The 22,487-nt window shown below is 57.8% G+C and carries 20 protein-coding genes; 10 read left to right on the top strand and 10 right to left on the bottom strand.

All coding sequences use genetic code 11. From position 1 onward, the window contains the following. Window positions 1-132 precede the first annotated feature (132 nt). Both CL546_RS12615 and CL546_RS12610 read left to right on the top strand, forming a co-directional pair. On the top strand, window positions 133-1,086 hold the full coding sequence (locus CL546_RS12615; RefSeq protein WP_290495512.1) for an aldo/keto reductase: 954 nt from the start codon (window positions 133-135) through the stop codon (window positions 1,084-1,086). 109 nt (window positions 1,087-1,195) lie between these two features. Beyond that, complete coding sequence (locus tag CL546_RS12610) at window positions 1,196-2,086, top strand: haloalkane dehalogenase (RefSeq protein ID WP_290495509.1); 891 nt, start codon at window positions 1,196-1,198, stop codon at window positions 2,084-2,086. A gap of 60 nt (window positions 2,087-2,146) precedes the next feature. On the opposite strand, the gene CL546_RS12605 is transcribed toward CL546_RS12610, so the two are convergent. Together CL546_RS12605 and CL546_RS12600 are read right to left on the bottom strand one after the other, a co-directional pair. Then, the gene (locus tag CL546_RS12605) at window positions 2,147-3,943 is read right to left on the bottom strand and encodes an N-acyl-D-amino-acid deacylase family protein (protein WP_290495507.1); all 1,797 of its coding nucleotides are present in this window, start codon (window positions 3,941-3,943) and stop codon (window positions 2,147-2,149) included. A 128-nt stretch (window positions 3,944-4,071) separates the two neighbouring features. Next, a complete protein-coding gene (locus tag CL546_RS12600) occupies window positions 4,072-5,253 on the bottom strand; it encodes a GGDEF domain-containing protein (protein WP_290495505.1) in 1,182 nt (393 codons plus the stop codon). A 249-nt stretch (window positions 5,254-5,502) separates the two neighbouring features. Between CL546_RS12600 and CL546_RS12595 the strand changes: the two genes are divergently transcribed. Then, window positions 5,503-6,318 carry an arylamine N-acetyltransferase family protein gene (locus tag CL546_RS12595; protein ID WP_290495503.1) on the top strand — a complete coding sequence of 272 codons (816 nt, stop codon included), beginning with the start codon at window positions 5,503-5,505 and terminating at the stop codon, window positions 6,316-6,318. A gap of 201 nt (window positions 6,319-6,519) precedes the next feature. Here the strand turns inward: CL546_RS12595 and CL546_RS12590 are convergent, their stop codons facing one another. Together CL546_RS12590 and CL546_RS12585 are read right to left on the bottom strand one after the other, a co-directional pair. Then, a complete protein-coding gene (locus CL546_RS12590) occupies window positions 6,520-6,735 on the bottom strand; it encodes a VF530 family protein (RefSeq protein ID WP_290495500.1) in 216 nt (71 codons plus the stop codon). 12 nt (window positions 6,736-6,747) lie between these two features. Continuing rightward, entirely contained in the window at window positions 6,748-7,668 is a 921-nt protein-coding gene (locus CL546_RS12585; protein WP_290495498.1) for a glutathione S-transferase family protein, read from the bottom strand. 156 nt (window positions 7,669-7,824) lie between these two features. Here CL546_RS12585 and CL546_RS12580 point away from each other — a divergent pair, with 156 nt between their 5' ends. From CL546_RS12580 to CL546_RS12565, 4 genes are all read left to right on the top strand, one after another. Continuing rightward, window positions 7,825-8,847: a hypothetical protein gene (locus CL546_RS12580; protein WP_290495496.1), complete on the top strand. Its 1,023-nt coding sequence runs from the start codon at window positions 7,825-7,827 to the stop codon at window positions 8,845-8,847. A 34-nt stretch (window positions 8,848-8,881) separates the two neighbouring features. Then, on the top strand, window positions 8,882-9,490 hold the full coding sequence (locus CL546_RS12575) for a TetR/AcrR family transcriptional regulator (RefSeq protein ID WP_290495494.1): 609 nt from the start codon (window positions 8,882-8,884) through the stop codon (window positions 9,488-9,490). 106 nt (window positions 9,491-9,596) lie between these two features. Continuing rightward, window positions 9,597-10,754, top strand: coding sequence for an iron-containing alcohol dehydrogenase (locus tag CL546_RS12570; RefSeq protein WP_290495492.1), 1,158 nt, complete (start codon window positions 9,597-9,599; stop codon window positions 10,752-10,754). 78 nt (window positions 10,755-10,832) lie between these two features. After that, on the top strand, window positions 10,833-11,507 hold the full coding sequence (locus CL546_RS12565; protein WP_290495490.1) for a type 1 glutamine amidotransferase domain-containing protein: 675 nt from the start codon (window positions 10,833-10,835) through the stop codon (window positions 11,505-11,507). A gap of 156 nt (window positions 11,508-11,663) precedes the next feature. Here CL546_RS12565 and CL546_RS12560 read toward each other — a convergent pair whose 3' ends face one another. Together CL546_RS12560 and CL546_RS12555 are read right to left on the bottom strand one after the other, a co-directional pair. Next, complete coding sequence (locus tag CL546_RS12560) at window positions 11,664-12,662, bottom strand: cytochrome d ubiquinol oxidase subunit II (protein WP_290495487.1); 999 nt, start codon at window positions 12,660-12,662, stop codon at window positions 11,664-11,666. After that, complete coding sequence (locus CL546_RS12555) at window positions 12,662-14,050, bottom strand: cytochrome ubiquinol oxidase subunit I (RefSeq protein WP_290495485.1); 1,389 nt, start codon at window positions 14,048-14,050, stop codon at window positions 12,662-12,664. Before CL546_RS12555 ends, CL546_RS12560 begins: the two co-directional genes overlap by 1 nt. A 291-nt stretch (window positions 14,051-14,341) precedes the next feature. Between CL546_RS12555 and CL546_RS12550 the strand changes: the two genes are divergently transcribed. From CL546_RS12550 to CL546_RS12540, 3 genes are all read left to right on the top strand, one after another. Then, window positions 14,342-15,355, top strand: coding sequence for a putative solute-binding protein (locus CL546_RS12550; protein WP_290495483.1), 1,014 nt, complete (start codon window positions 14,342-14,344; stop codon window positions 15,353-15,355). Between the two features lie 248 nt (window positions 15,356-15,603). Beyond that, window positions 15,604-16,806 (top strand): tyrosine-type recombinase/integrase, encoded by a 1,203-nt coding sequence (locus tag CL546_RS12545; protein ID WP_290495481.1) that lies wholly within the window; start codon window positions 15,604-15,606, stop codon window positions 16,804-16,806. Window positions 16,807-16,851: 45 nt separating this feature from the next. Continuing rightward, window positions 16,852-18,306: a protein adenylyltransferase SelO gene (locus CL546_RS12540; protein WP_290495478.1), complete on the top strand. Its 1,455-nt coding sequence runs from the start codon at window positions 16,852-16,854 to the stop codon at window positions 18,304-18,306. A gap of 213 nt (window positions 18,307-18,519) precedes the next feature. Here CL546_RS12540 and yghU read toward each other — a convergent pair whose 3' ends face one another. The 4 genes from yghU to CL546_RS12520 form a co-directional block, all read right to left on the bottom strand. Continuing rightward, window positions 18,520-19,386 carry a glutathione-dependent disulfide-bond oxidoreductase gene (gene yghU, locus CL546_RS12535; protein WP_290495476.1) on the bottom strand — a complete coding sequence of 289 codons (867 nt, stop codon included), beginning with the start codon at window positions 19,384-19,386 and terminating at the stop codon, window positions 18,520-18,522. 105 nt (window positions 19,387-19,491) lie between these two features. Then, on the bottom strand, window positions 19,492-20,352 hold the full coding sequence (gene bla, locus CL546_RS12530) for a subclass B3 metallo-beta-lactamase (RefSeq protein ID WP_290495473.1): 861 nt from the start codon (window positions 20,350-20,352) through the stop codon (window positions 19,492-19,494). A gap of 58 nt (window positions 20,353-20,410) precedes the next feature. After that, complete coding sequence (locus CL546_RS12525) at window positions 20,411-21,367, bottom strand: MBL fold metallo-hydrolase (protein ID WP_290495471.1); 957 nt, start codon at window positions 21,365-21,367, stop codon at window positions 20,411-20,413. A 168-nt stretch (window positions 21,368-21,535) separates the two neighbouring features. Beyond that, a complete protein-coding gene (locus CL546_RS12520; RefSeq protein WP_290495469.1) occupies window positions 21,536-22,426 on the bottom strand; it encodes a LysR family transcriptional regulator in 891 nt (296 codons plus the stop codon). Window positions 22,427-22,487 lie beyond the last annotated feature (61 nt).

Here is a 22,487-nt window from a genome sequence, read left to right as displayed (position 1 = left end):
GTGGAGAATCGAGCAAGGATTCAACGGGAACCCAACAGGGGGGTGCAAAGTCCCTGTAGTAGGGTTGCAGATTGTTTCCCGTCCCGGCGGCCACAAGCCAGCCGGGAGTCGTACGCTTTACAGGAGCAGACCATGAAAACGCTGACCTTCGATAATGGCGATACCCTGCCCATGCTGGGCCTGGGCACCTGGAAATCCGAACCCGGCGAGGTGTACAAGGCGGTGAAGAGCGCCATTGAAACGGGCTTCCGCCACATCGACTGCGCCCATATTTACAGCAACGAAGAGGAAATCGGCCAGGCCCTGAGCGATGTGTTTGCTGCCGGCACGGTAACGCGCGAAGAGCTGTGGATCACCTCGAAGCTGTGGAACAGTGATCATGCGCCGGACGACGTGCAGCCCGCACTGGAAACCACCCTGCGCAACCTGCAGCTGGATTATCTGGACCTTTACCTGATGCACTGGCCGGTAGCGCTGAAGCCTGGCGTGCCGTTCCCGAAATCCGCGGACGACATGGTGTCTCTCAAGGAGCTGCCAGTGGAAACCACTTGGGCGGCCATGGAAACACTGGTGGACAATAACCAGACGCGGCAGATCGGCGTGTCGAATTTCAGCGTGAAAAAGCTGCAGGATTTGATTGGCAAAGCACGCTACAAGCCCGCCATGAACCAGATTGAACTGCACCCCTATCTGCAACAGAACGACATGCTGGCCTTCTGCAAGGAACAGGGCATTGCGCTCACCGGCTATTCTCCACTGGGATCATTTGATCGCCCTGCGGGCATGAAAGCCGATGACGAGCCGGTGCTGCTCGAAGACCCGGTGATCCTGGAAATCGCCGACCGCCACGGCGCCTCCCCGGCACAGGTGCTGATCAGCTGGGCATTACACCGTGACACCGTGGTGATCCCCAAATCCGTGAACCCGGAGCGCCTGAAGCAAAATCTGGCCGCCGCCGAGCTGTCACTCAGTGACGCGGACATGGATGCCATCCGCACCCTGGACAAGCACCGTCGCTACGTGGACGGCGGCTTCTGGGCCCAACCGGGCAGCGATTACACCCTGGCCAATCTTTGGGATGAGTAAGCGCGCCCCCTAAAGAAAAGCCAGACTGTCCTGTAACGACATGGCCGATCCTGTCATCTACTGGTATTCCTTATACACACGTTGCTATCAGTACTGACAAGGATCGACCATGGATTACCTGCGCACCCCGGATTCCCGCTTCGAGCGACTGCTCGACTACCCCTTCGAACCGAACTACGTGGATGTGGGCGGGTTACGCATGCACTACGTGGATGAGGGACCCGCCGACGGCAAACCGGTGCTGATGCTGCATGGGGAGCCGTCCTGGTCGTACCTGTATCGGCACATGATTCCCATCTGTGCCGCCGCCGGCCATCGCGTGATCGCCCCGGATCTGATCGGCTTCGGCAAATCAGACAAGCCTACCGATATCAATGCCTACAGTTACCAGAGCCACATGGATTGGGTGAAATCGCTGCTTGATCAGCTGGATCTCACCGAGATCACGCTGGTCTGCCAGGATTGGGGGTCACTGATTGGCCTGCGCCTGGCTGCTGAAAACGAATCCCGCTTTCGCGCCATCGTCGTGGGCAACGGCATGCTGCCCACTGGCGATCAGCAGGCGCCAAAAGCGTTTCACCTGTGGAAGAACTTTGCGATCTACAGCCCTGTTCTGCCCATTTCCCGCATTCTGAATACCGCGACCTTCCGCAAACTGGGCCCGGACGAAATCCGCGCCTATGACGCACCGTTTCCCAACAGAAAATACAAGGCCGGGGCGCGGGCCTTTCCCAAGCTGGTGCCGGTGACACCGAACGATCCGGCCAGCGATGCCAACCGGGCGGCCTGGACAATTCTGGAGCAATGGAAAAAGCCCTTCCTGACCACCTTCAGCAACGGCGACCCGATTACCCGTGGCGGGGACAAGTACATGCAGGAACGGGTCCCCGGCGCGCAGGGGCAACCGCATCAAACATTGGTGGGCGGGCATTTCTTGCAAGAGGATTCCCCGATGCAGTTTGCCCAGGCCGTGAATGGCTTGCTTGAAAAAATGGGCTAACCCGGGAACGCAAATCTGATTCGTGGGAGCCCGCAGGTGGGCTCCCACACCTGACAACGGTCAGGCAGTTTGCAAACCGGGCTCGGCGCTGCTCACCCGGGCCTTCACGTCCATATTCGACAAAAACTGCCCGAAATTCCGCTCACGCCCCAACTCATCGTCAAACCCCTGAACACGGTCATAGGCCACCCGGCCGTTAATGATGGTGGCCGTCACGGCGTCATCGTTGCGCTTCACCAGGCGGTTCAGCGAGGTGCCTTCCAGCGGCGCCCAGGTGACTTCATCCAATTCATCGGTCAAGCCTTGCGGATTCACGATAACCACATCCGCCCGGCTACCCTGACGCAAGCTGCCCGCCTGCAAACCAAACCAGTCCGCCAGATCCGCGGTTACCGCATTCACGCCTTCTGCCACACTCATGAAGGGCAACCCGGCTTCGTCCGCATCACGAACATATTTCAGCAATCGCAGCGGGAAGTTGTACTGGGCGATAGATTCCAGATGCGCACCGGAATCGGCAAAGCCCACATGGGTATACGGGCTCGCCAGCAGCTTGTGCATGATCTCCGGCCGATGGTTGCCGTAATTGGTTTTCCAGCGCAGATCGCTGCGATATTGCACCGCCAAATCAAAGTAGGCGTCCACCGCATCCTTGCCTTCAACCGCACCGATTTCTTCAAAGTTTTTTCCGATCAGGGATGCATCCGGGCAATCCACCACCCAGCAATCACTGAAATCCCGGTGCCAGAGCCCTTTGGTGAACAAGGCATTAACGTGCTTTTTGAACAGTTTGCGAAAATCGGGATCATCCACCTTCGCGTACATGGCATCTTCATCCTTGTAATCACGCAGCAATTCACCGGATGAAAATTCCTCAAACGCATTCACATTCAGCCCACTGAGATGCAGGGTGAAGGGCGCCGGCAGTGTTTGCCAACGGAAATTGCCGCGCAATATTTTATTGGCAACAAAACCACTCAACCGCGTCACCACGTTAAGCCAGGGATTGGATTTGAGATCCAGAGCAGTGAGCATGGAACATTTCATGGGGCGACGAAAAAGACCGTGGGCTTGCCACAAGAACCGCACCACATTCACTTTTTTTACCGCGTCCGGAGCACCCTGCATTACCGCATTTCGGCGACGCAGAATCCGGAACAACCGTTTGAATTCGTTCCAGCGTGCATAGGTGGACGGCAAGGGCCGCGACCAGGCTCGATCTCCGTCTACTTTGTCCAGCCGTGTCGTCATCAGCGACATGCCAACACAGCCGGCATCCAGCGCTTCTTCCAGCAAGCGCTCCATGTCCTGCAATTCTTTTTCGCTGGGCTTTTCCGGGGAGGTCGCCCGCTCCAGGCCCATGACCGCCACACGAATATCGGAATGCCCCACAAAGGACCCCACATTCGGCCCCAGCGGCTGTTTGTCATAAAAACCCCGGTAGCCGGCAGCGTCACGCCATGTTTTTTTCTCTTCCAGAATCGGTAACACCGCTTCACGGGGCACCGCTTCCACCCGGGTAAAAAGGTCCGAGCAATCTTCCGGCTGGGCATTGATCATACTGATCGAGCAGGAACCGATCAGCACCGAGGTCACCCCGTGACGCACCGACTCTTTCAGTGACGGCGTGGCAATAACTTCCGCATCGTAATGGCTATGGGTTTCGATAAAGCCCGGCGTGACCCATTGTCCGGTGGCGTCATACACTTTGGGCGCCGCATGGTCAGGCAACGGCACATCACTGATGGTGACAACGCGCCCATCACGAATACCCAGATGCCGGATACTGCCGTCCCGGCAACTGCCATCAAAGAACTGCCCATGATTGATCACAATGTCGTAAACGTATTGCTGCATGATGCTCCGCCGCGATGTTGTTGTTGGATGGCACGGAAAATGGCGTACACAATTAACAACCATAGAGTGGGCACAGGAACAGCACCCGGCCATTACGCGACAGGAATTGGTTAATCAGGGACAAGACGTCAGGCTGTAGCCACCTCGAGCATGGCCGATGACCAGAATTCCACCCGGTTGCGCCCGCGTTGCTTGGCCAGGTAAAGCGCATCATCGGCACGGGATACCAGTTGGGATTCCGTGGCATGCTCGCCGGCAAGCGCAGTGACCACCCCGAAGCTGGCACTGACGGTGAGCGACTCCCCCACATCAAGCATCACCGGGGTGCCAACCAGGGCAACGCGACACCGCTCGATCACTTTTTTGGCTCCCTCGTGGCCGGTATCCGGCAACACCAGTACAAACTCTTCGCCACCAATACGCCCTATGCGATCCGTTTCGCGCAGGCATTCACGCAACAATTCTGCCACTCGCACCAGCACCGCATCCCCTGCCGCATGCCCGTGACGGTCGTTGATCTGTTTGAAATGATCCAGGTCCATGACACACACGGAAAGCGCTTCCCCGCTGCGCCGGGCACGCGCCATTTCATGGGCAAACTGGTCAAACAGGGCGCGCCGGTTCGACAGCCCCGTAAGCGGGTCCTGCACGGCCATGGCGCGCACCTGGGCTTCACGGTATACCCAGCGGCGCAGCAGCAGGGACACCAACGTCAGCACCCCCGCTACGAAAGGTACCGAAAAGGCGACAGTACTGGCGATCCAGTAGTAGGACAGGGAGCCCTTGGCCGCCGGATCGGAACGGAAATACAACGCGTAAATATCGTGACCTCGGGCTGCCAGCCAGGACAGCAACAACACCATCACGGTGCTCACGGTGAAACCCCAAATCACTGGACGGAAGCCAAACAGGATGAACCCCACCAGGGGCGAGCCGAGCAATACCATTCCCGTGATCGGGCTATAAAGCCCGAACATCAGGCCCAGCAACAGAAAGCTGACCCCAAAAAACTGCACAAAGCAGTGCACAAACAGCGGCGATTGGCGCCGGCTCTTACGTAATAGTGAAGCCCAGAAAATGAGCAGCAGATAGCCGCTCAAATTGAATAACAGCACCCAGGAAAGCTGCCCGGCCCCGGCCGGGGAAACGTACTGCGCGCCGAAGTCCGTAAAAAACGCGGTGACCAGATGCCAGACCAGATAGAAGGACATGTAGATGAACAGTAACACCGACAACAGCAGGCATTTTTCGCTGTCCTTCCAATCGAGCAACCGGTAAATCGCAGGGGATTTCGAAGCGACTTTTCGCATACACATCTGTGACCTGATTCACGTCCGTTTCGGAATTATGTCACCCTGAAAGCCGCAGCGGAGCCAGCACGAACCACGCTGGTGCAGCCATTGCTACCAATGGTCGGAAAGCGGCGATAAAGTGAGCATCGCCATCGCATTCGGAACGTTATCGCGGCCGCGACGAAGTCATACGCCTTTGCCCCCTTTACCTCAACCGGGGTTGAGGCCGTACTCTCCCTTTTTCTGTTGATGAACCCGGAGCCTGCCATGCCTCTTGATCTGGATGCCTACTGCCAACGCGTCGGTTACACCGGTGAACGCACGCCCACCCTGGCAACCCTGCGCGCCTTGCAACAATGCCACCTGCTGAATATCACTTTTGAAAACCTGAACCCGCTACTGGGCAAGCCGGTGCCTCTGGATCTGACCAGCCTGGAAGACAAGCTGATTCATCAAGGTCGTGGCGGTTACTGCTTCGAGAACAACGTGCTGTTTATGGCGGTGCTGACGGCGCTTGGCTTTACCGTGAGGGGCATTACCGCCCGGGTCTACTGGAACCAACCGGAGGACGCCCAGCCACCCCGCTCGCATATGTTGTTGCTGGTAACGGTCGACGATGAGGAATACTTGAGCGACGTAGGGTTTGGAGGCATGACACCGACAGCCCCGTTAAGGCTGCACAGTCAGGTAGCCCAAAGCACTCCGCTGGAAAATTTTCGTGTTCTTCCCCAGAACGATCACTACCGTATTGAAGTGCAGCTGGGCAGCGTTTGGCGACTGTTGTACCGGTTCGATCTGATGACGCAGTGGCCCATCGATTTCGAAATGGCCAACTGGTATGTGGCTTGCCATCCTGCGTCCAAATTCGTCAATAACCTGATTGCCGTGCGCACCGACGTGGAGTGCCGTCACACGCTCTTGAACGGGCTCTATACGGTACGCTACCCGGACGGGTGCAGTGACAAGCAAAACATAACCGACCCACAGGCGATGACTCGCCTGCTAGCCGATACTTTTCAGATTAATCTGCACGGGCTGGAGCAAGACCTGCAGACTACGCTGACCGATAAGACGCTGCTTTAACCGGTGCCTTTCCCCATGTTAGAACCGTACTGGCAAGGCGAATTTTGCAGGTCGGGTTCACCCAAGGGCACAGAGAGGCGTAGCCGTAACCCGACATCTGCCCGAACCAATAGCGAAAACGGTTAATGTCGGATTACGCCAGTAGGCTCTCTGTGCCCTTGGGTAAATTCGACCTACTTGGCAGCTTAAATTGGATGCGATTCATTCGGAGAAGGTATCGATGAATAACGCTTCCACCTTGTCTCTCGCCCAGGGTGTTTTGCGCAGAAACTTCAAGCTGGACTTCACTGACGGATCGCTGATAAAACAATTGATGCGAATGCGATCCCCCAGCTCGTCCCAGCCATAGTATTCAACCAGGCGCGTCACCACGGTTTCCAGGGTGATGCCATGCAACGGATTGTTCGGTTGGCTCATCTGCGTGGCCCTTCAGTCTGCTTTTGAAAGGACAAAACCGTCGCGGGGAAAATGCACTTGAATCTGCCCCACCACGGGATCATCGCGACGAACCACCAGCGTGCGGTCATCGCAATAACACAGTTCACCGAACACCGGCTCACGGCCATAATCTGACGGTGCCACTCGCACTGCCTTACCCAGCAAAGATGTCTGCTCCACCTGTTCGGGCAGGGCCCGCGGCGTAGCCTGGCGAGCGATCTCCAACGCCTCATCCGCACTGATATCCTTGCGTGTGCCCTGCCCGAAGGCTTGCATGCGGTTCATCCAGGCCTCCACTTTCGGATGGCTGCCCGCAATATTTCGCCCGGCCAGATCACGGCGAAACCAGAGGCTGTGATAGGCGGAAAAGTCACCGGCATTGGGCGCATCACCAAACAGGAAATGCCCGGTCAGCAGGGTTTCCATATGATCCAGATGCGCGGCCACCTTGCGACGCATCTCCCGTGGGCTGTCGGCTTTCACTTTCGACTTGCTGCCCATCTTGATCCGGTCCAGCAACAGGCGCCCCAGATCCAGCAGTGACGACTCTTTCAGCACCCGGCGCAACAGGGTGAAATTCCCGGCCGTGACAATGGAGGCCAGGAATATCTCCAGGTCCACCTCACGGACAAAGGCCTGCACCTCTTCACTGCAATTCTCCACCACCAGCTCGGGCTTGTTGCTCAGCCGGGCAATTTCGCGGCTGAGGGTGCGGGTATCACAAAAAACATCAGCGCCAATCTGCGCCACCGGAATTTTCCGGTAGCCGCTGGCCAGCGGCGCCAACTTGGGGCGCGGTGGCATTTCCGCCACAGTGACCGACTGCCATTGCAAGCCGGCATAACCCAACATGGCGCGGGCTTTCTCGGAAAACGGGGACAGCGTGTAGTGGTGCAGAATCAGTTCTGACATGAAAGCATCCTGAATTAAGTGATCCGTATGGCGGCAAGCCTCATATCCCCGCGCGACAAGGTCAAGCATCCATTGCCCTACCCCTGCGTTGGCAACCCTGTAATATACGCAACTCTTTGCTCTTTGAGCCCCTCACTGCCGACGGACCTGCAGATAATGAAATGGATTTACCGTTTATTGATTGCCGCCTTTATTGCTCTGGTTGTGGGGGGCGCCGTTTCCACCGCCCAGGACCACTGGCGCATGCATCAGGACGCCATGATCCGCATGCAGGAAAACCTGCTCAAGCAACAACAAAAGCAGCAGGAGCTCAGCAACCGTATTGCGCAGACCCGGGCCAAACCCACCCTCAGTGACCACGACCGCTGGTTGATTGCCCACCTGGAAAAGGCCCGTGCCGGCCTAGACAAGATACTGGTTACCCAGCAGTCGGGCGTCTCCCGGCTGCAACGCAGCTTCCTGCGTACCTGGGTCGGCAACCTGGTGCTGTTCATCGCGCTGGCCGGGCTGGGGCTCGGCATAGTGACGCGTTCCGGTAATGCCCTGAACAAGGAAGAGCAGCGCTGGCTGGCCAGCCGCCCGGAGGACATTCCCTCACTCAGGCTGGATCCCGGCGCGCACCGCAACGCGACGGCCCCTACCCGTAACGCCAGTAACTTTGTGACCGGGCGCATCCGGGCCGTGAAGGCTGACCGGCTACAGGTAAAGCGCAGCGGCATACTCAGCGCCATGGGCTTGAGCTTTATCATCGCCCCGCAAGGCGGGCTGATCGTGGAACTGTATTTCCTCTACGACGCGCTGATGGTTGCCCATACTCCGTTTCAACAACTGGAATGGGGCGGCATGATGCAAAGCCTGATGTTATCGATCCCATTCACCCTGGTGGGCCTGTACCTGCTGGCATCCAGCACCAGCCAGGCCAGCATCAATCGTCGCGAACAAATCATCACCCTGCCCGATGGCCCCCGTACCATTGCGTTCAGGGACGTGGAATCCATTCAGCTCAACCAGATACTGAGCACCGGCGAACGCAGCTACCTGAACAGCCAGATTCAGTTAAACCTGAATAACGGCGAGGTCCTGTCATTGCTCAGCCATGGCGGCAAGGAGCAGATCTATGTGGACCTGATCCGCACGGCCCTGTTTATGGACAAACCCGCAGTGCTGTCGCACCACTAGACGACCGGTCTAATTAGGTGATAAAGTGCCGCCCATGAATACGCAAACCGCTATCCGTCAGCCCGGCAAACACCGTGACACCCGCCAGCACCTGCTGGATACGGGCCGTGACATTCTGGCTGCCCGCGGTTTCAGTTCCGTCGGCTTGAGTGCCATCCTGCAAGCCGCCGGCGTGCCAAAAGGCTCGTTCTACCACTATTTCCAGTCCAAAGAACAATTTGGCCAGGCATTGCTGGAAGATTATTTTGCCAGCTACATTCAAGACCTGGATGCCCGCTTCGCCGATGACGGCACACCGGCCATCAGCCGACTGATGAGTTACTGGCAGGGCTGGCAGGAAAACTACTGCGGCCCGGCCGGCCTGCGCGACTGCCTGGTGGTCAAGCTGAGCGCGGAAGTCGCCGATCTGTCTGAAGCCATGCGCATCACTCTGCGCGACGGCACTGACCAGGTCATGGCGCGAATCGCCAACTGCATAGAGGCAGCCATCGCCGATGGCTCTCTGCCCCCGCAACCGGCACACCAAACGGCAGGCAACCTGTACCAGCTGTGGCTGGGCGCCAGCTTGCTCACCAAGCTGCATCGCAATGCCGCCCCCATGAACAACGCCATGATGCTGACCCATAGCCTGCTGGCGCGCTGACACCCACAGAACATGAATGCGGCCTGCTTTCGAGCGGGCTTTTTTACCACTCGACTCTAGACGACCGGTCTAATTTAAATACTTTACCGACCAAGGATACCGCAGCATGAATAACTTCGATTTCTACAACCCCACCCGCATCGCCTTTGGCGAAGGAAAGATAGCCGCCCTCGACACCCTGGTACCTAAAGACGCCAAGGTCCTGGTTCTGTTTGGCGGCGAAAGCGCTCGCCGCACTGGCACCCTGGATGAAGTGGAAGCCGCATTGGACGGCCGCCAGGTGCAACTGTTTGGTGGCATTGAACCCAACCCGAGTTTTGAAACCTTGATGGAAGCCGTCAGCGTGGTGCAGCGCGACGGCATCGATTACCTGCTGGCGGTGGGTGGCGGATCCGTCATCGACGGCACCAAGTTTGTCGCCGCGGCCTCCGTATTCGAGGGCGATGCCTGGGACATCCTGCTAAAGGGCGGCACCAATATTCATCGCGCATTGCCGTTCGGTTCAGTGCTGACCTTGCCTGCCACCGGTTCGGAAATGAACAAGGGCGCCGTGGTGACACGCAAATCGCTGCAAGCCAAATTGCCGTTTCACAGCGAGCAGGTGTTCCCGCAATTTTCCGTGCTGGATCCCACCAAGAGCTTCACCCTGCCCCCTCGGCAGGTGGCAAATGGTGTGGTTGATGCCTTTGTCCATATCGTCGAGCAATATCTCACCTACCCGGCCAATGCACCGGTACAGGACCGATTCGCCGAAGGCCTGCTGCAAACCCTGATCGAGATTGGCCCACAGGCCCTGGCGGATCCGGAAAATTATGATGTGCGCGCCAACCTGATGTGGGTCGCCACCCTGGCACTCAATGGCCTGATCGGCTCCGGCGTTCCCCAGGACTGGGCCACCCATATGCTGGGCCATGAACTCACTGCCCTGCATGGCCTGGACCATGCGCAGACCCTGGCCATTGTGCTCCCTGCCATGCTGACAGAACGCAAAGACGCCAAGCACGACAAACTGGTGCAGTACGCACAACGGGTCTGGTCCATCAATGAAGGCAGCGAGTCAGACCGGGCCGAGGCGGCAATCGAGAAAACCCGTGCTTTCTTCGAAAGCCTGGGCGTAAAGACCCGTCTCGGGGATTACCAATTGGCAGAGGAACATATCGAACCGCTGGTCAACAGCCTTGAAGCCCACGGCATGACCGCGCTGGGTGAACATAATGATGTCACCCCCGACGTGTGTCGCCGCGTGCTGCACGCCAGCCTTTAGCCAATGGCTGAACAGTCTTGCGACAACGCCATCCCGATTCCGGGGTGGCACTGCGATGATAGATAAGGAGAGCACCCCATGAATATTCTGATGATTCTCACTTCCCACGACCAACTGGGCGACACGGGCAACAAGACCGGTTTCTGGCTGGAAGAATTTGCCGCGCCCTACTACGTTTTCAAGGATGCAGGCGCCACCATCACACTGGCCTCCCCCAAAGGCGGCCAACCGCCGCTGGACCCAAAGAGCGATAGCCCCGACGCGCAAACCGCCGCCACCGATCGCTTCAACCAGGATACCGACGCCAAATCTGCACTGGCCAATACCAGGCCCTTGTCCGAACTGGATCCCCAGGCATTTGATGCCGTTTTCTATCCCGGCGGCCATGGTCCTCTCTGGGATCTGGCTGAAGATGCCACCTCCATTGCCTTGATTGAAGCCTTCAACAACAGCGGCAAACCCATCGGCGCGGTGTGTCACGCTCCCGCTGTCTTTCGCCACACCCGCCATAACGGCGAACCGCTGGTCAAAGGCCGCGCCGTCACCGGCTTCACCAATGGCGAGGAAGACGGTGTGCAACTCACCGACATCGTTCCCTTTCTGGTGGAAGACATGCTCAAGGCCAACGGCGGCGTTTATGAAAAAGGCGACGACTGGGCCAGCCATGTAGTCACCGACGGCAACCTGGTGACCGGGCAGAACCCCGCCTCATCAGAAGCAGGAGCAAAAGCCTTGCTGGCATTGCTTTCGTAGCAGGAAAATAAAAAAGGGCGCCAACAGGCGCCCTTTTTTATGGCGGTTTACGCCAGGCATCCGGCGTCGAGCGTTTGGCAAAGCGCCGGGTATGCGGGATAAACCAGGCCGATGGCGAGAAGCATGTTATTTACTCTAATCCGCGAAGCACCTTTTCTATTCGTAGCTCAGGTCTGTGGCCTTGCCGCGAAAGACCCGGTAGATAAAAAACGTATAACAAAGAATCATTGGTAGCGTAATCACCGTTCCCCAGAACGTGAACAACAACGATTCCGTCGCCGATGCGGCTTCCCAGATCGACAACCGCCCCAGCACAATATCCGGAAACAGGCTGTAAGCCAGCCCGATACTCGCCAGCACACACATCACAATCAACGACAGAAACGCCAACCAGCCATACCCGTTGTGCAGAATCCGGTTGCTGTTAAACACCCAGATCAATCCGGCATACGCCAGCCCTGTGGCAATCGGAATGGGCATCAGACCAATGGCGTTGGGCAGGGTGAACCATTTCTCTGCAATCGTGGCACTGACCAGCGGCGTGGCAATGGAGATCAGCAATAAAAATGCCCCCATTGGTAACACCGCTAGCCGCCCCCAATGCACCGCCTTTTTAAATAGCGCCCCTTCAGTCTTGATCAGTAACCAGGAGGCCCCCAGCATGATGTAGAGTGCCGGCAGAGCCAGCGCAATTAAAAAGGCGAACAAGGTGTTAGTGGCATCCCCGGTGAGACCGGTCACAAAAGCGCCCAGCATCCAGCCCTGGGACACCGAGGCTATCAGGGACCCCACGGCAAAAAGCATGTTCCATTTGGCCTTGTGCTTGTCCCCTGCCTTGACCCGGAAATCAAACGACACACCGCGCAGTATCAGCCCCATAAGCATCAGCGTCACGGGCAGATAGAGCGAGGTCAGCACCAACCCATGAGCTTGGGGAAAAGCGATCAGCAAGATACCCACGCCCAGCACGATCCAGGTTTCGTTGGCATCCCAGAACGGGCCGATGGCGGCCACCATGACATCCTTCTCGTCCTCATCGGCAAAGGGCAACAGCAAACCGATGCCCAGATCATACCCATCAAGCACCACATAAATCAGCAGCGCCAACCCCATGGCGCCGGCAAAGAACAGCGGAAGCCAGTATCCCAAATCCATCACGCCTCTCCTTGTGCTGATTCATCGTCGATCCTTTCCGCCTTCATGGCTCGCTGCTGAGGCGTCAGTGTCAGCGAACGCGCCGGTTTGGTCGCCATGTACCGCAACGCGGCTATGTAGGACACCAGCAAAAAGGCATAGAGCAGCACATAACCAAACAAGGTTCCCATCACCGTGGCACTACTGTGATCGGCCACCACCTCGGACGTGCGCAAAAGCCCGCTGACAATCCACGGCTGACGGCCGATCTCGGTCACGTACCAGCCCGCCAATACCGCAACCCAACCCGAGAAGGTCATCACTGACAAGGCTCGCAGCAACCAGATCTGGTTGTCCCGGTTTTCATCACGCCGCCGGAACAGGCGCCATGCTGCCCACCAGCCGACCAACACCATCAGCATGCCCACGCCCACCATGACCCGGAACGACCAGAACACCGGCGCCACCGGCGGAATATCGTCGCCGAATTCATTCAGGCCCTGGATTTCCCCGTTCCAGTCATGGGTCAGAATCAGGCTGGCTCCATGGGGAATGGTAATGGCCATGTGGTTGGTTTTTGCCTCTTCATCGGGGAAGCCAAACAGCGTCAGTGGAGCCCCTTTTTCGGTCTCCCATATGCCTTCCATGGCAGCAATCTTGGCGGGCTGATGCTCCAGCGTATTCAAACCATGCAAGTCACCAATCCAGACCTGAAGTGGCGCGAGCACCGCCGCCATCAATGCGCCGGTACGCATGACTTTCCAGGTCGCCGGACCGTCCACCTGACGTCTGGCTCGCCAGGCACTCACCCCCATGATCAGAAACGCCGCGGTTAACAGCGAAGCATTCAGCATGTGGGCCAGTCGATAGGGGAAAGACGGGTTGAAGATCGCCTCCCACCAGCTGTCTACAAAAAATACGCCGTCTTCAAGACGGAATCCGGTGGGGGTCTGCATCCAGGAATTCAGGCTGAGGATCCAGAATGCGGAGAAACTGGTCCCCACTGCCACCAGCGCACAGGACACCAGGTGAAGGCGGTTGGACACCCGATTTTTCCCGAACAACATGATGCCAAGAAATGAGGCTTCCAGAAAAAAGGCCGTCAGCACTTCATACCCCAGCAACGGGCCGGCGATATTCCCCGCCCGCTCCATGAACCCGGGCCAGTTAGTGCCGAACTGAAAACTCATGGTGATGCCCGACACCACCCCCAGGGCAAAACTGAGAGCAAAAATCTTCACCCAGAAAAAATAGGCATATTCCCAGGCCTTGTCACCGGAGAAGGTGTAGCGCAAACGAAAATAGAACAGCACCCAGCACAGGCCGATGGTGATAGTGGGAAACAGGATATGAAAGCTGATATTGGCGGCGAACTGCAGCCGGGCCAACAGGAACGGATCAAATTCCACCGGGGCGACTCCTTCCTTTCGTCCAGTGACGAAGTTTCATTCCTCCAGACAGTAGCACAGGGGGATGCAGGGTAAATGAGACAAAAGGTCCATGCAGGGCGCCACCGCACGTGAAGAAGACGACAAGAACCAACAGGTGTTAACACTTTGTATACACCCGCAACATTTCCCCGTCCTGTCCACAACACGTTATGCACAGCATCCACCAGGTTTAGCCAACAAAATGCACTTCATGAAACTGGCAATCCGTTTTTGGTCATGCCAGCAAGTTCACTTTCTGGAGAGCACACCATGAAAACAAGAATGGGGCTGGTAGCCCTGGCCACCGCAGCCATATTATCCCTGAGCGGCAATGCCATGGCACTGACCAAGCGAACCTTTTGCGTCTTCGACATCATCGGCGCCAATGGTGACACCTTTAACATCATGCGCGACTACAAGACTGCCGCTGTCGAGTGGGGCGTGGATGTAGAGCTGAAGCCCTACACCGATGAAAAAATTGCCTCTGAAGACCTGAAAGCCGGGCAATGTGATGCCGCCGTGCTAACCGGTATTCGTGGGCGTCAGTTCAACAGCTACACCGGCAGCATGGATTCCATTGGCGCCATCCCCAGCTACGATGCCATGAGAACAGTGATTGCGGTGATTGCCAGCAACAGCCCCAGCGTCAACCAGCATCTGGTTTCCGGCCCCTATGAAGTGGGCGGGGTTGCCCCGCTCGGCGCGGCCTTCCTGTTCCTGAAAGACAAGGAAATCGACACCGTTGAAGAACTGGCGGGCAAATCCATCGCGGTACTGGAATATGACAGCGCCCAGGCCAGCATGGCGTCCCGGGTCGGCATGTCGCCGGTCATGTCCGATATCACCAACTTCTCCACTCGTTTCAACAACGGTTCCGTGGATATCTGCTTTGCTCCGGTAATGGGTTACTCCGCGCTGGAACTGTACAAGGGCATGGCTCCGGATGGCGGTATCCTTGACTACGTACTGGGCCAGCTGAGCGCTCAGGTCATTCTTAAAAAGGATAAATTCCCGGAAGACTATGGCCAGAAATCCCGAGCCTTCATGTTCAGCCAGTTTGATCGCGCCATGAAGCTGATTGATAACGCCAGCAATGAGATTGCCGACCGCTGGTGGATTCGCATTCCCGAGAAAGACAAGCTGCGTTATGACGAAATGATGCGCGAAGCCCGCATCGAGCTGACCAAGAAAGGGGTCTACAGCAAAGACATGATGTCCCTGCTGCTCAAGGTTCGCTGCAAGCAGGATCCATCACGGGCGGAGTGTGTTAACCCGGTGGAATAACCGGCTTTTAACAGACGACTCCGATAAAACGCCGCCAGCATCCCTGGCGGCGTTTTCGTTTCACGCTGGCGCAAACGCCTCACCTTAAGGCCCCATTGCCCTGGCCGAACAGCAATTGAACGCCACCACAAAGCTGGGTAGGTTATTTAAGGAACCTCTGTAAAACTCCTTACATGCTCAGTCTTTCAGAGGTTCCTTAACGCACCGCCTGTGCGGCGCCCCACTTTCACTCTGAGCTGCAACGAGCCATGGCCCTGACTTCCGCGGATGTTCGCAACGCCGAACCACTCCAGAAAGACTACAAACTCCATGACGACAAAGGGCTCTACCTGTTGGTAGAAACCGATGGTAACCGTACCTGGAAACTCAGCTACCGTTTCGACGGCCGCAGCAAAGTCATCACCCTGGGGCCCTGCCCGGAAGTCACTCTTGCTTTCGCCCGCCAGCTTCGCGATGAAGCCCGGGAACTGATAGCCGACGGCATCGACCCGATCAGCCGTTGTGTAAAGCGGGAAGTGTTCAGCCCTTCGGTGGAAACCTTTGAAGCGGTGGCACAGGACTGGCTGGAACGAGTCTACCGATTTGAAGTGTCCGAAGAGCAATTCCGGCGCACCAAGCGGCAAATGGAAAACTACCTGATTGCCAGCATTGGCAAACGGGTCGTCAGTGAAGTGACTCCCGAAGACCTGAAATCCCTGGCGGCCGCTCTTGGCGCCGAGGGGCACCTGGACAGGGGCAAGCGTGTTCTGGGCATCGGCAAGCGAATCTACACCCATGCCCGTGATACCGGCGTGGCCGGCTACCAGCAAACCGGCGCCCTGCGCCGCCGCCTCACCGGCTCCGGCACTGAACCGGAGTTTTTGCTCAGCACCCGTGAGCAGATTTTCAATCTGGCCAGCGGCGTTCTCGGCCAGTGGAGCCGCACCACCACTACCGCCGCCCTCAAACTCACTGTGTGGTTGCTGGCCCGCCCCAGCGAGATCGTCAACGCCCGCTGGTCCGACATGGACCTGGACGCCGGCGAGTGGCGCATTCACCGCAAAAGCACTGAGAGCCCGACGGGTAGCAAGGTCATCACCGTGCCTCTGCCGCGCCAGGCGGTGGAACTGTTGCGGGAAATCGAGCCCATCACCGGCCGCCAGGAGTACATCTTTCCCGGCACCGGCAATCGCAAAAAACACCTAGGCGCCAACACCCTTTCCGCGGCACTGAAAAAAGTCACACGGACCACGCCGGTTTCCACCGACAACCTGCGCACCCTGGCCGCCACCGCACTGGGGGAGCTGGGCTATCAGGCAGAGCAGATTCAGTCCCAGCTGCTCAACCAGACCGGCGACGAACCGGCCGACCGGCAAGCCTACCTGGATAAACGCCGGGAGATGCTGCAGGCCTGGGCGGACTATCTGGACAATACCGCCATCGGCAAGGTCACCCGCCCACGCAGACTCTGATACCCTGTAGGCAGTCACATTCACTGCCATCTTTCAGGATATTGCATGCCAAGCCCGTTCGGCTTCCGTTTCGACAACACCTACCGCCGGCTTCCGCAGACTCTGTTTTCAGAGTGCTCGCCACAGCCGGTCAGTACACCGGCCTTTGCCCTGTTTAACGATGCGCTGGCCCGGGAGCTTGGGCTCGATAGCGAGGCTTTGTCGACGCACCCCGAATTTTTCAGTGGCAATGCATTACTGGAGGGCAGCGAGCCCATTGCCCAGGCGTATGCGGGCCACCAGTTTGGCAACCTGACCATGCTCGGCGATGGCCGCGCTGTACTGCTCGGTGAGCATGTGAGTGACAGCCGGCAACGCCGCGACATCCAGCTTAAAGGCGCCGGGCGCACCCCTTTTTCCCGAGGTGGCGACGGACGCGCGGCGCTGGGCCCCATGTTGCGCGAATACATAATCAGTGAAGCGCTACACGCCCTGAATATTCCGTCCACTCGCAGCCTGGCCGTCACCCACACCGGTGACCGGGTGCACCGGGACACACTGCTTCCCGGCGCCGTCCTGGCCCGGGTGGCAACATCCCATATTCGTGTGGGCACCTTCCAATACGCCGCTGGACAACCGGATCCCGCCCTGCTGGAACAACTGGTGGATTACACCATCGCGCGTCATTACCCGGAATTGCACGGAGCCGACAACAAGGCACTGGCCCTGTTCGACGCCGTGATGGATCGTCAGATAGATCTGGTGGTCAACTGGATGCGCGTGGGCTTTATTCACGGCGTACTCAACACCGATAACGTGACCCTGTCCGGCGAGAGTATCGATTTTGGCCCCTGTGCGTTTATGGACAATTTTGACCCGAACACGGTGTTCAGCTCCATCGATCGCCAGGGGCGTTATGCCTATGGGAACCAGCCCAGCATCACCCAGTGGAACCTGGGCCGCTTTGCGGAAACCCTGCTCGGCCTGATCCACGAGGACACGGACACCGCAATCGAAAAAGCCACCGCCTCGCTGAAGTCATTCAGTCAGCGTTACGAAGAAAAATGGCGCGCCATGATGAACAAGAAACTGGGATTGTTCGCAAGCGAAGCCGGGGACGACAAGCTGGTTGCCGATTTGCTCACCTGGATGCAGGCACAGAACGCGGACTACACCAATACGTTCCGCGACCTGATCAACGACGGCCTGCCTGACGGGGAGCAATACCAGAATGAAACCTTCCAGCAGTGGCACAAACAGTGGCGGGCGCGACTGGCTCGCAACAGCAAACCCCTGGCGTCATCACTGTGCCTGATGCGTAATCACAACCCGGCGGTGATCCCGCGCAATCATCTGGTGGAACAGGCATTGAATGCCGCCAGCGACGATAACGATCTGGCGCCAACCCGTGCCTTGTTAGAGGCGCTCGCCGAGCCTTATGCGGACCGGGACAGTGACGATCCTTATCGGCAATCAGCGGCACCCGGCGAGCAGGTGCTTCAGACCTTTTGCGGCACCTGAAAGAAACCGCGTCTTGGCATTCTGTCGGATTACGGCTGCGCCTAATTCGACCGATCTGAAGCTCAATGTCGGGTTACGCCACTACGCGGCTAACACGACCTACAAACGGGGCCGATGTGGTCACACGGTCGCTATTGTCTGTAGGTCGAATTCACCCAAGGGCACAGAGAGCCTGAAAGACGTAATCCGACACTCCGCGCTAAACGAACGCCCTCAGCCTTGCAGCTTGTCCATGGTCTTCAACTCAAAGTCACTGGCATCGTGACGCTCAAGCAGCTGGCTGGCCGGATCACCCCAGGCCCGGTTTACCATGCGGCCACGCTTCACTGCCGGGCGCTCGGCAATCTGGTTAGTCCAGCGCAACACATTGGTGTAGGTGTGAGCTTCGATAAACTCCGCCGCTTCATACACCTTGTTGGTGACCAGCGCGCCGTACCAAGGCCACACCGCCATATCCGCGATGGTGTATTCATCACCGGCCAGGTATGTGTTATCCGCCAGGCGACGATCCAGCACATCCAGCTGCCGCTTGATTTCCATGGTGTAGCGATCAATAGGGTATTGGTATTTTTCCGGTGCGTAAGCATAGAAGTGGCCAAAGCCGCCCCCCAGCATCGGCGCACTGCCCATTTGCCAGAATAACCAGTTCAGGGTTTCGGTACGGGCTGCCGGGTCCCGGGGTAAAAACTCACCGAACTTTTCCGCCAGATAAAGCAGAATGCTGCCGGATTCAAACACCCGCTGGGTCGGCTTCACACTGTGATCCATCAGGGCGGGAATCTTGGAGTTGGGGTTCACGTCCACAAAACCGCTACCAAACTGATCGCCATCCTGGATATTGATCAACCAGGCGTCATACTCAGCCCCCTGGTGACCTTTCTCAAGCAGCTCTTCGAGCATTACTGTGACCTTCACCCCGTTGGGCGTGGCCAGGGAATACACCTGCAAGGGGTGCTCACCGACCGGCAGTGTCTTGTCGTGTGTGGGGCCGGCAATGGGGCGATTAATGTTGGCAAACTTGCCACCGCTTTCCTTGTCCCATTTCCAGACCCGTGGCGGTGTGTAGGTATCGTCAGACATGTTGGCTCCAAACAGAATGAGTGCAGTTACGATGACAGTCACTATGGCCACCCGCCCCGGCGTGAACAAGGGCAATCAACCGATTGATTCCTTCAGCTGAATGAATCAATCCGCTTGTTGGGCCTTGCGTTGCTCGCGTAACGTTTTTTCCGCTTTCTTCGCATAGTCGGCACAATCCATCCGTGTCGACTGAGAGGCATCGGTATAATCCCAACCACTGGCACCGGGATGCGGCGTCAGCAACAGGTCGCAAGGTAATTGCTTCACGGTTTTGAAGGTACTGGTGAAAGCCTCAACGATATGGGGATAGCGCGGGTTATTCACCAGCTGATAGCCCGGCGCTGTCAGGCTGTCCACGTAGGCAATATCCACCTTTTCTCCGTCTCGCATGCTCTGCCAGGTCCAGGCCATGCTGCCAGGGGTATGGCCCGGAATAAAATGGACGGTGAGTGTGAGGTCGCCCAGTGAGACTTGTTCGCCGTCCTGAATCTGCCGATCCACCCGCACTGGCGGATAAAGGATATCGTCACCAAAATGAATATCGTGGGCGCCCCCGTCCGCCATCAGCATGGCCGTTTCTGCGTTGGCGACGAGCCGGGCGCCGGTGGCCCGTTTGATCGCCGCCAGTGAACCGGCATGGTCGCCGTGGCCATGGCTGACCAGAATCCACTTGAGGGTCTGCGGGGCCACCCCCACGGCCTCCATGTTGGCCAGCAGATGCTCGGCACTCTGGGGCATCCCGCCATCAATAAGGATGGCGCCCTCGCGGGTTTTCAGCAGCAGCGAGGTCAGCTCGTCGGTGCCTATCTGCCAGACGTTATCAGCAATCTGCAGCGGCGCCATGGGCTGCAGCCAGGCCTCCGGCACCGTGTAGGCTTCCAGCTGCGGCAACGGGGTTACCGGTTCGGCCTGGGCCACGCTGACCAGCAGCACCCCACATAACGTACTGCATCGAATGAATGTCATCGCTGTTCTCCCTGGAAAAACCCTTGGATGCGCTTGGCCGGGTTTGGTTCGCCAAGGCTTACCCTTGTTGCTGCTGAAGCCATACCAGCAGCCCCTGGCTGTTCAGGTTAATGTCAAACCCGAGCGCCTCCTGCAGTTCATCCTCCGACAGGGTGACGCCATGGTCGCGGGCCTTGGCAAACAGGTAATCCTGCATGGCCGATTCCAGCCGCTGCAGCAATGTAGCCTCATCACCCGGAGCGGCTTTTTCTGCCAGTGCCACGTAATCATCCACCATCGCCAGCAACCGTTCGCCGGGCTCCCGGGGGGCATCCATGGCCCCATAATGCGTCAGGAACATGCGCTCCGGGTTCAGCGCCAATAGCTTGCGAATAGACGCTTTCAATGCCTGCGGATCGAATTGCACCGGGGTGGTGGTAGGCAGGATGAACGGGCCTTTTTCCGTCGTCAGGGGCGGATAGGCCAGCCCAAAGGTGTCACCGGTAAAAATACCGGCAGACAGCGAATCATAAACACAGAAATGGTGGCGGGCATGGCCTGGCGTATCGTAAAAATCCAGACGACGGTCGCCGACCAGCACATGGTCCCCATCATGCATTTCTCGCACGCGCTGCGCGTCCACAGGAATAATATCCCCATAGACCTTTGCAAAGGCTTCTTCTCCATACACAGCGGTAGCGCCGGCCTTGAGCTTCGAGGGATCAATCATGTGCCGGGCGCCACGGGGATGAACCAGCAAGGTCGCCTCCGGCAACGCCTGCATCAAGCCACCCACACCGCCGGCATGATCAAGATGCACATGGGTCGGGATGACAAATTTGACCTGTCCGCGCTCGATGCCCCGCTGCGCCAGCAAGGCAAGAATAATCGGCACGGTATTGTGGGTGCCGGTCTCGATAATCGCGCACTCATCGCCACCTTGCAGCAGATAACAGGCCGCCAGCCCTTCACGCATCATGGCGGTGTCGATACGGGTAATATAATGGCCGATTTCGGCATAGGGCTGGGATGACATGGCGCGGCTCCTGGCGAATAAACAACAGCCACTGACTATAGTGGAGTTAGCGGCAAAGGTGCACTCGACACAAGTCCACGTTGACGCAAGAAGCATGATGGATGACGCATGACACATGTTTGATGTGTAGAGGCTGGCGTTATCCATGGCGCCACCTTGCTCGCCTCCCTAAACCAGCGCCAACGTCTCCCCCGTTAGACGGGATGCCAACTCGCTGGCCACAAACCTGGCACGAGCCGACAGTGGCCACTCCGCGCGATAAATCAGCCACAATGCATCGACCACACGCGGACCCATTTCCACTACCCGAATCGCCTCCCCTGGGGCATAGGCTTCACGGGCATAACGCGGAATCACGGTAAACCCAAAGCCACGCGCCACCGGCTCCAGAATCAAGCCGACCTGATTAACAAACCCCTTGCAGGCGATACTGCGAATACCCCGATTACCGGGAAACACCCGGCTTAGTAGACGCGATGCCATGGCGTGCCCATCCGGGTGATCAATGAAGCCCAGGCTTTCAAGGTCTTCCCAGCTGTTTACTGTGGCCGTGGCGGGCACCACCAGATCCAGCGGCTCATCGGCAAAGTGGCACGCCACCAGGCGCGGGTCATCCGGCTTGAGGGTAACCAGCCCCAACTCAAAGTGATTGTTGCGCACACCCTCCAGCACATCCTGATCCGGTGCAAAGCGATGGCGCACAGACAGCCCCGGATAAGAGGCCTGCAAATCCAGCAGCAGCGGATACAACGACAGGCCAATGCTGCCCGGGGTGATCAGGCTGATTTCACCCTGCCTGTCGTCCGCCCCTGACAACCGCAAATTCAAGCGTTTTTCCGCCTGCTCCATATCATCGCAATAGCCCAGCAACGCCTGGCCTGCCGGGGTCAATTCAACCTGACGGGGACGGCGAATCAGCAACGGCCCCAGCTGCGCTTCCAAATGATGGATATGCTGGCTGACCGCCGCCTGCGTCAGCCCCAGCTGGTCCGCCGTGCGCGTGAAGCTGCCACGCTCCGCCAGCACCATAAATGAACGCAACCATTGCGGATTTATCATAAGAAAACCTTATCAATACAATAAGCGGCACTCAGTTTAACTTATACCACGAGACCCATAC

The organism is Alcanivorax sp. (assembly GCF_002726155.1).
Taxonomy (GTDB): domain Bacteria; phylum Pseudomonadota; class Gammaproteobacteria; order Pseudomonadales; family Alcanivoracaceae; genus Alcanivorax.
Note: the sequence above shows the minus strand (reverse complement) of the source record. Positions and strands in the feature narration are given on the sequence as shown.

Coding starts and splice junctions, on each gene's coding strand:
- CL546_RS12615 (WP_290495512.1), top strand. CDS start 133: ATGAAAACGCTGACCTTCGATAATGGCGATACCCTGCCCATGCTGGGC.
- CL546_RS12585 (WP_290495498.1), bottom strand. CDS start 7,668: ATGTCAGAACTGATTCTGCACCACTACACGCTGTCCCCGTTTTCCGAG.
- CL546_RS12600 (WP_290495505.1), bottom strand. CDS start 5,253: ATGCGAAAAGTCGCTTCGAAATCCCCTGCGATTTACCGGTTGCTCGAT.
- yghU (WP_290495476.1), bottom strand. CDS start 19,386: ATGTCTGACGATACCTACACACCGCCACGGGTCTGGAAATGGGACAAG.
- CL546_RS12570 (WP_290495492.1), top strand. CDS start 9,597: ATGAATAACTTCGATTTCTACAACCCCACCCGCATCGCCTTTGGCGAA.
- CL546_RS12590 (WP_290495500.1), bottom strand. CDS start 6,735: ATGAGCCAACCGAACAATCCGTTGCATGGCATCACCCTGGAAACCGTG.
- CL546_RS12520 (WP_290495469.1), bottom strand. CDS start 22,426: ATGATAAATCCGCAATGGTTGCGTTCATTTATGGTGCTGGCGGAGCGT.
- CL546_RS12575 (WP_290495494.1), top strand. CDS start 8,882: ATGAATACGCAAACCGCTATCCGTCAGCCCGGCAAACACCGTGACACC.
- CL546_RS12560 (WP_290495487.1), bottom strand. CDS start 12,662: ATGGATTTGGGATACTGGCTTCCGCTGTTCTTTGCCGGCGCCATGGGG.
- CL546_RS12540 (WP_290495478.1), top strand. CDS start 16,852: ATGCCAAGCCCGTTCGGCTTCCGTTTCGACAACACCTACCGCCGGCTT.
- CL546_RS12610 (WP_290495509.1), top strand. CDS start 1,196: ATGGATTACCTGCGCACCCCGGATTCCCGCTTCGAGCGACTGCTCGAC.
- CL546_RS12595 (WP_290495503.1), top strand. CDS start 5,503: ATGCCTCTTGATCTGGATGCCTACTGCCAACGCGTCGGTTACACCGGT.
- CL546_RS12565 (WP_290495490.1), top strand. CDS start 10,833: ATGAATATTCTGATGATTCTCACTTCCCACGACCAACTGGGCGACACG.
- bla (WP_290495473.1), bottom strand. CDS start 20,352: ATGACATTCATTCGATGCAGTACGTTATGTGGGGTGCTGCTGGTCAGC.
- CL546_RS12525 (WP_290495471.1), bottom strand. CDS start 21,367: ATGTCATCCCAGCCCTATGCCGAAATCGGCCATTATATTACCCGTATC.
- CL546_RS12545 (WP_290495481.1), top strand. CDS start 15,604: ATGGCCCTGACTTCCGCGGATGTTCGCAACGCCGAACCACTCCAGAAA.
- CL546_RS12580 (WP_290495496.1), top strand. CDS start 7,825: ATGAAATGGATTTACCGTTTATTGATTGCCGCCTTTATTGCTCTGGTT.
- CL546_RS12605 (WP_290495507.1), bottom strand. CDS start 3,943: ATGCAGCAATACGTTTACGACATTGTGATCAATCATGGGCAGTTCTTT.
- CL546_RS12550 (WP_290495483.1), top strand. CDS start 14,342: ATGAAAACAAGAATGGGGCTGGTAGCCCTGGCCACCGCAGCCATATTA.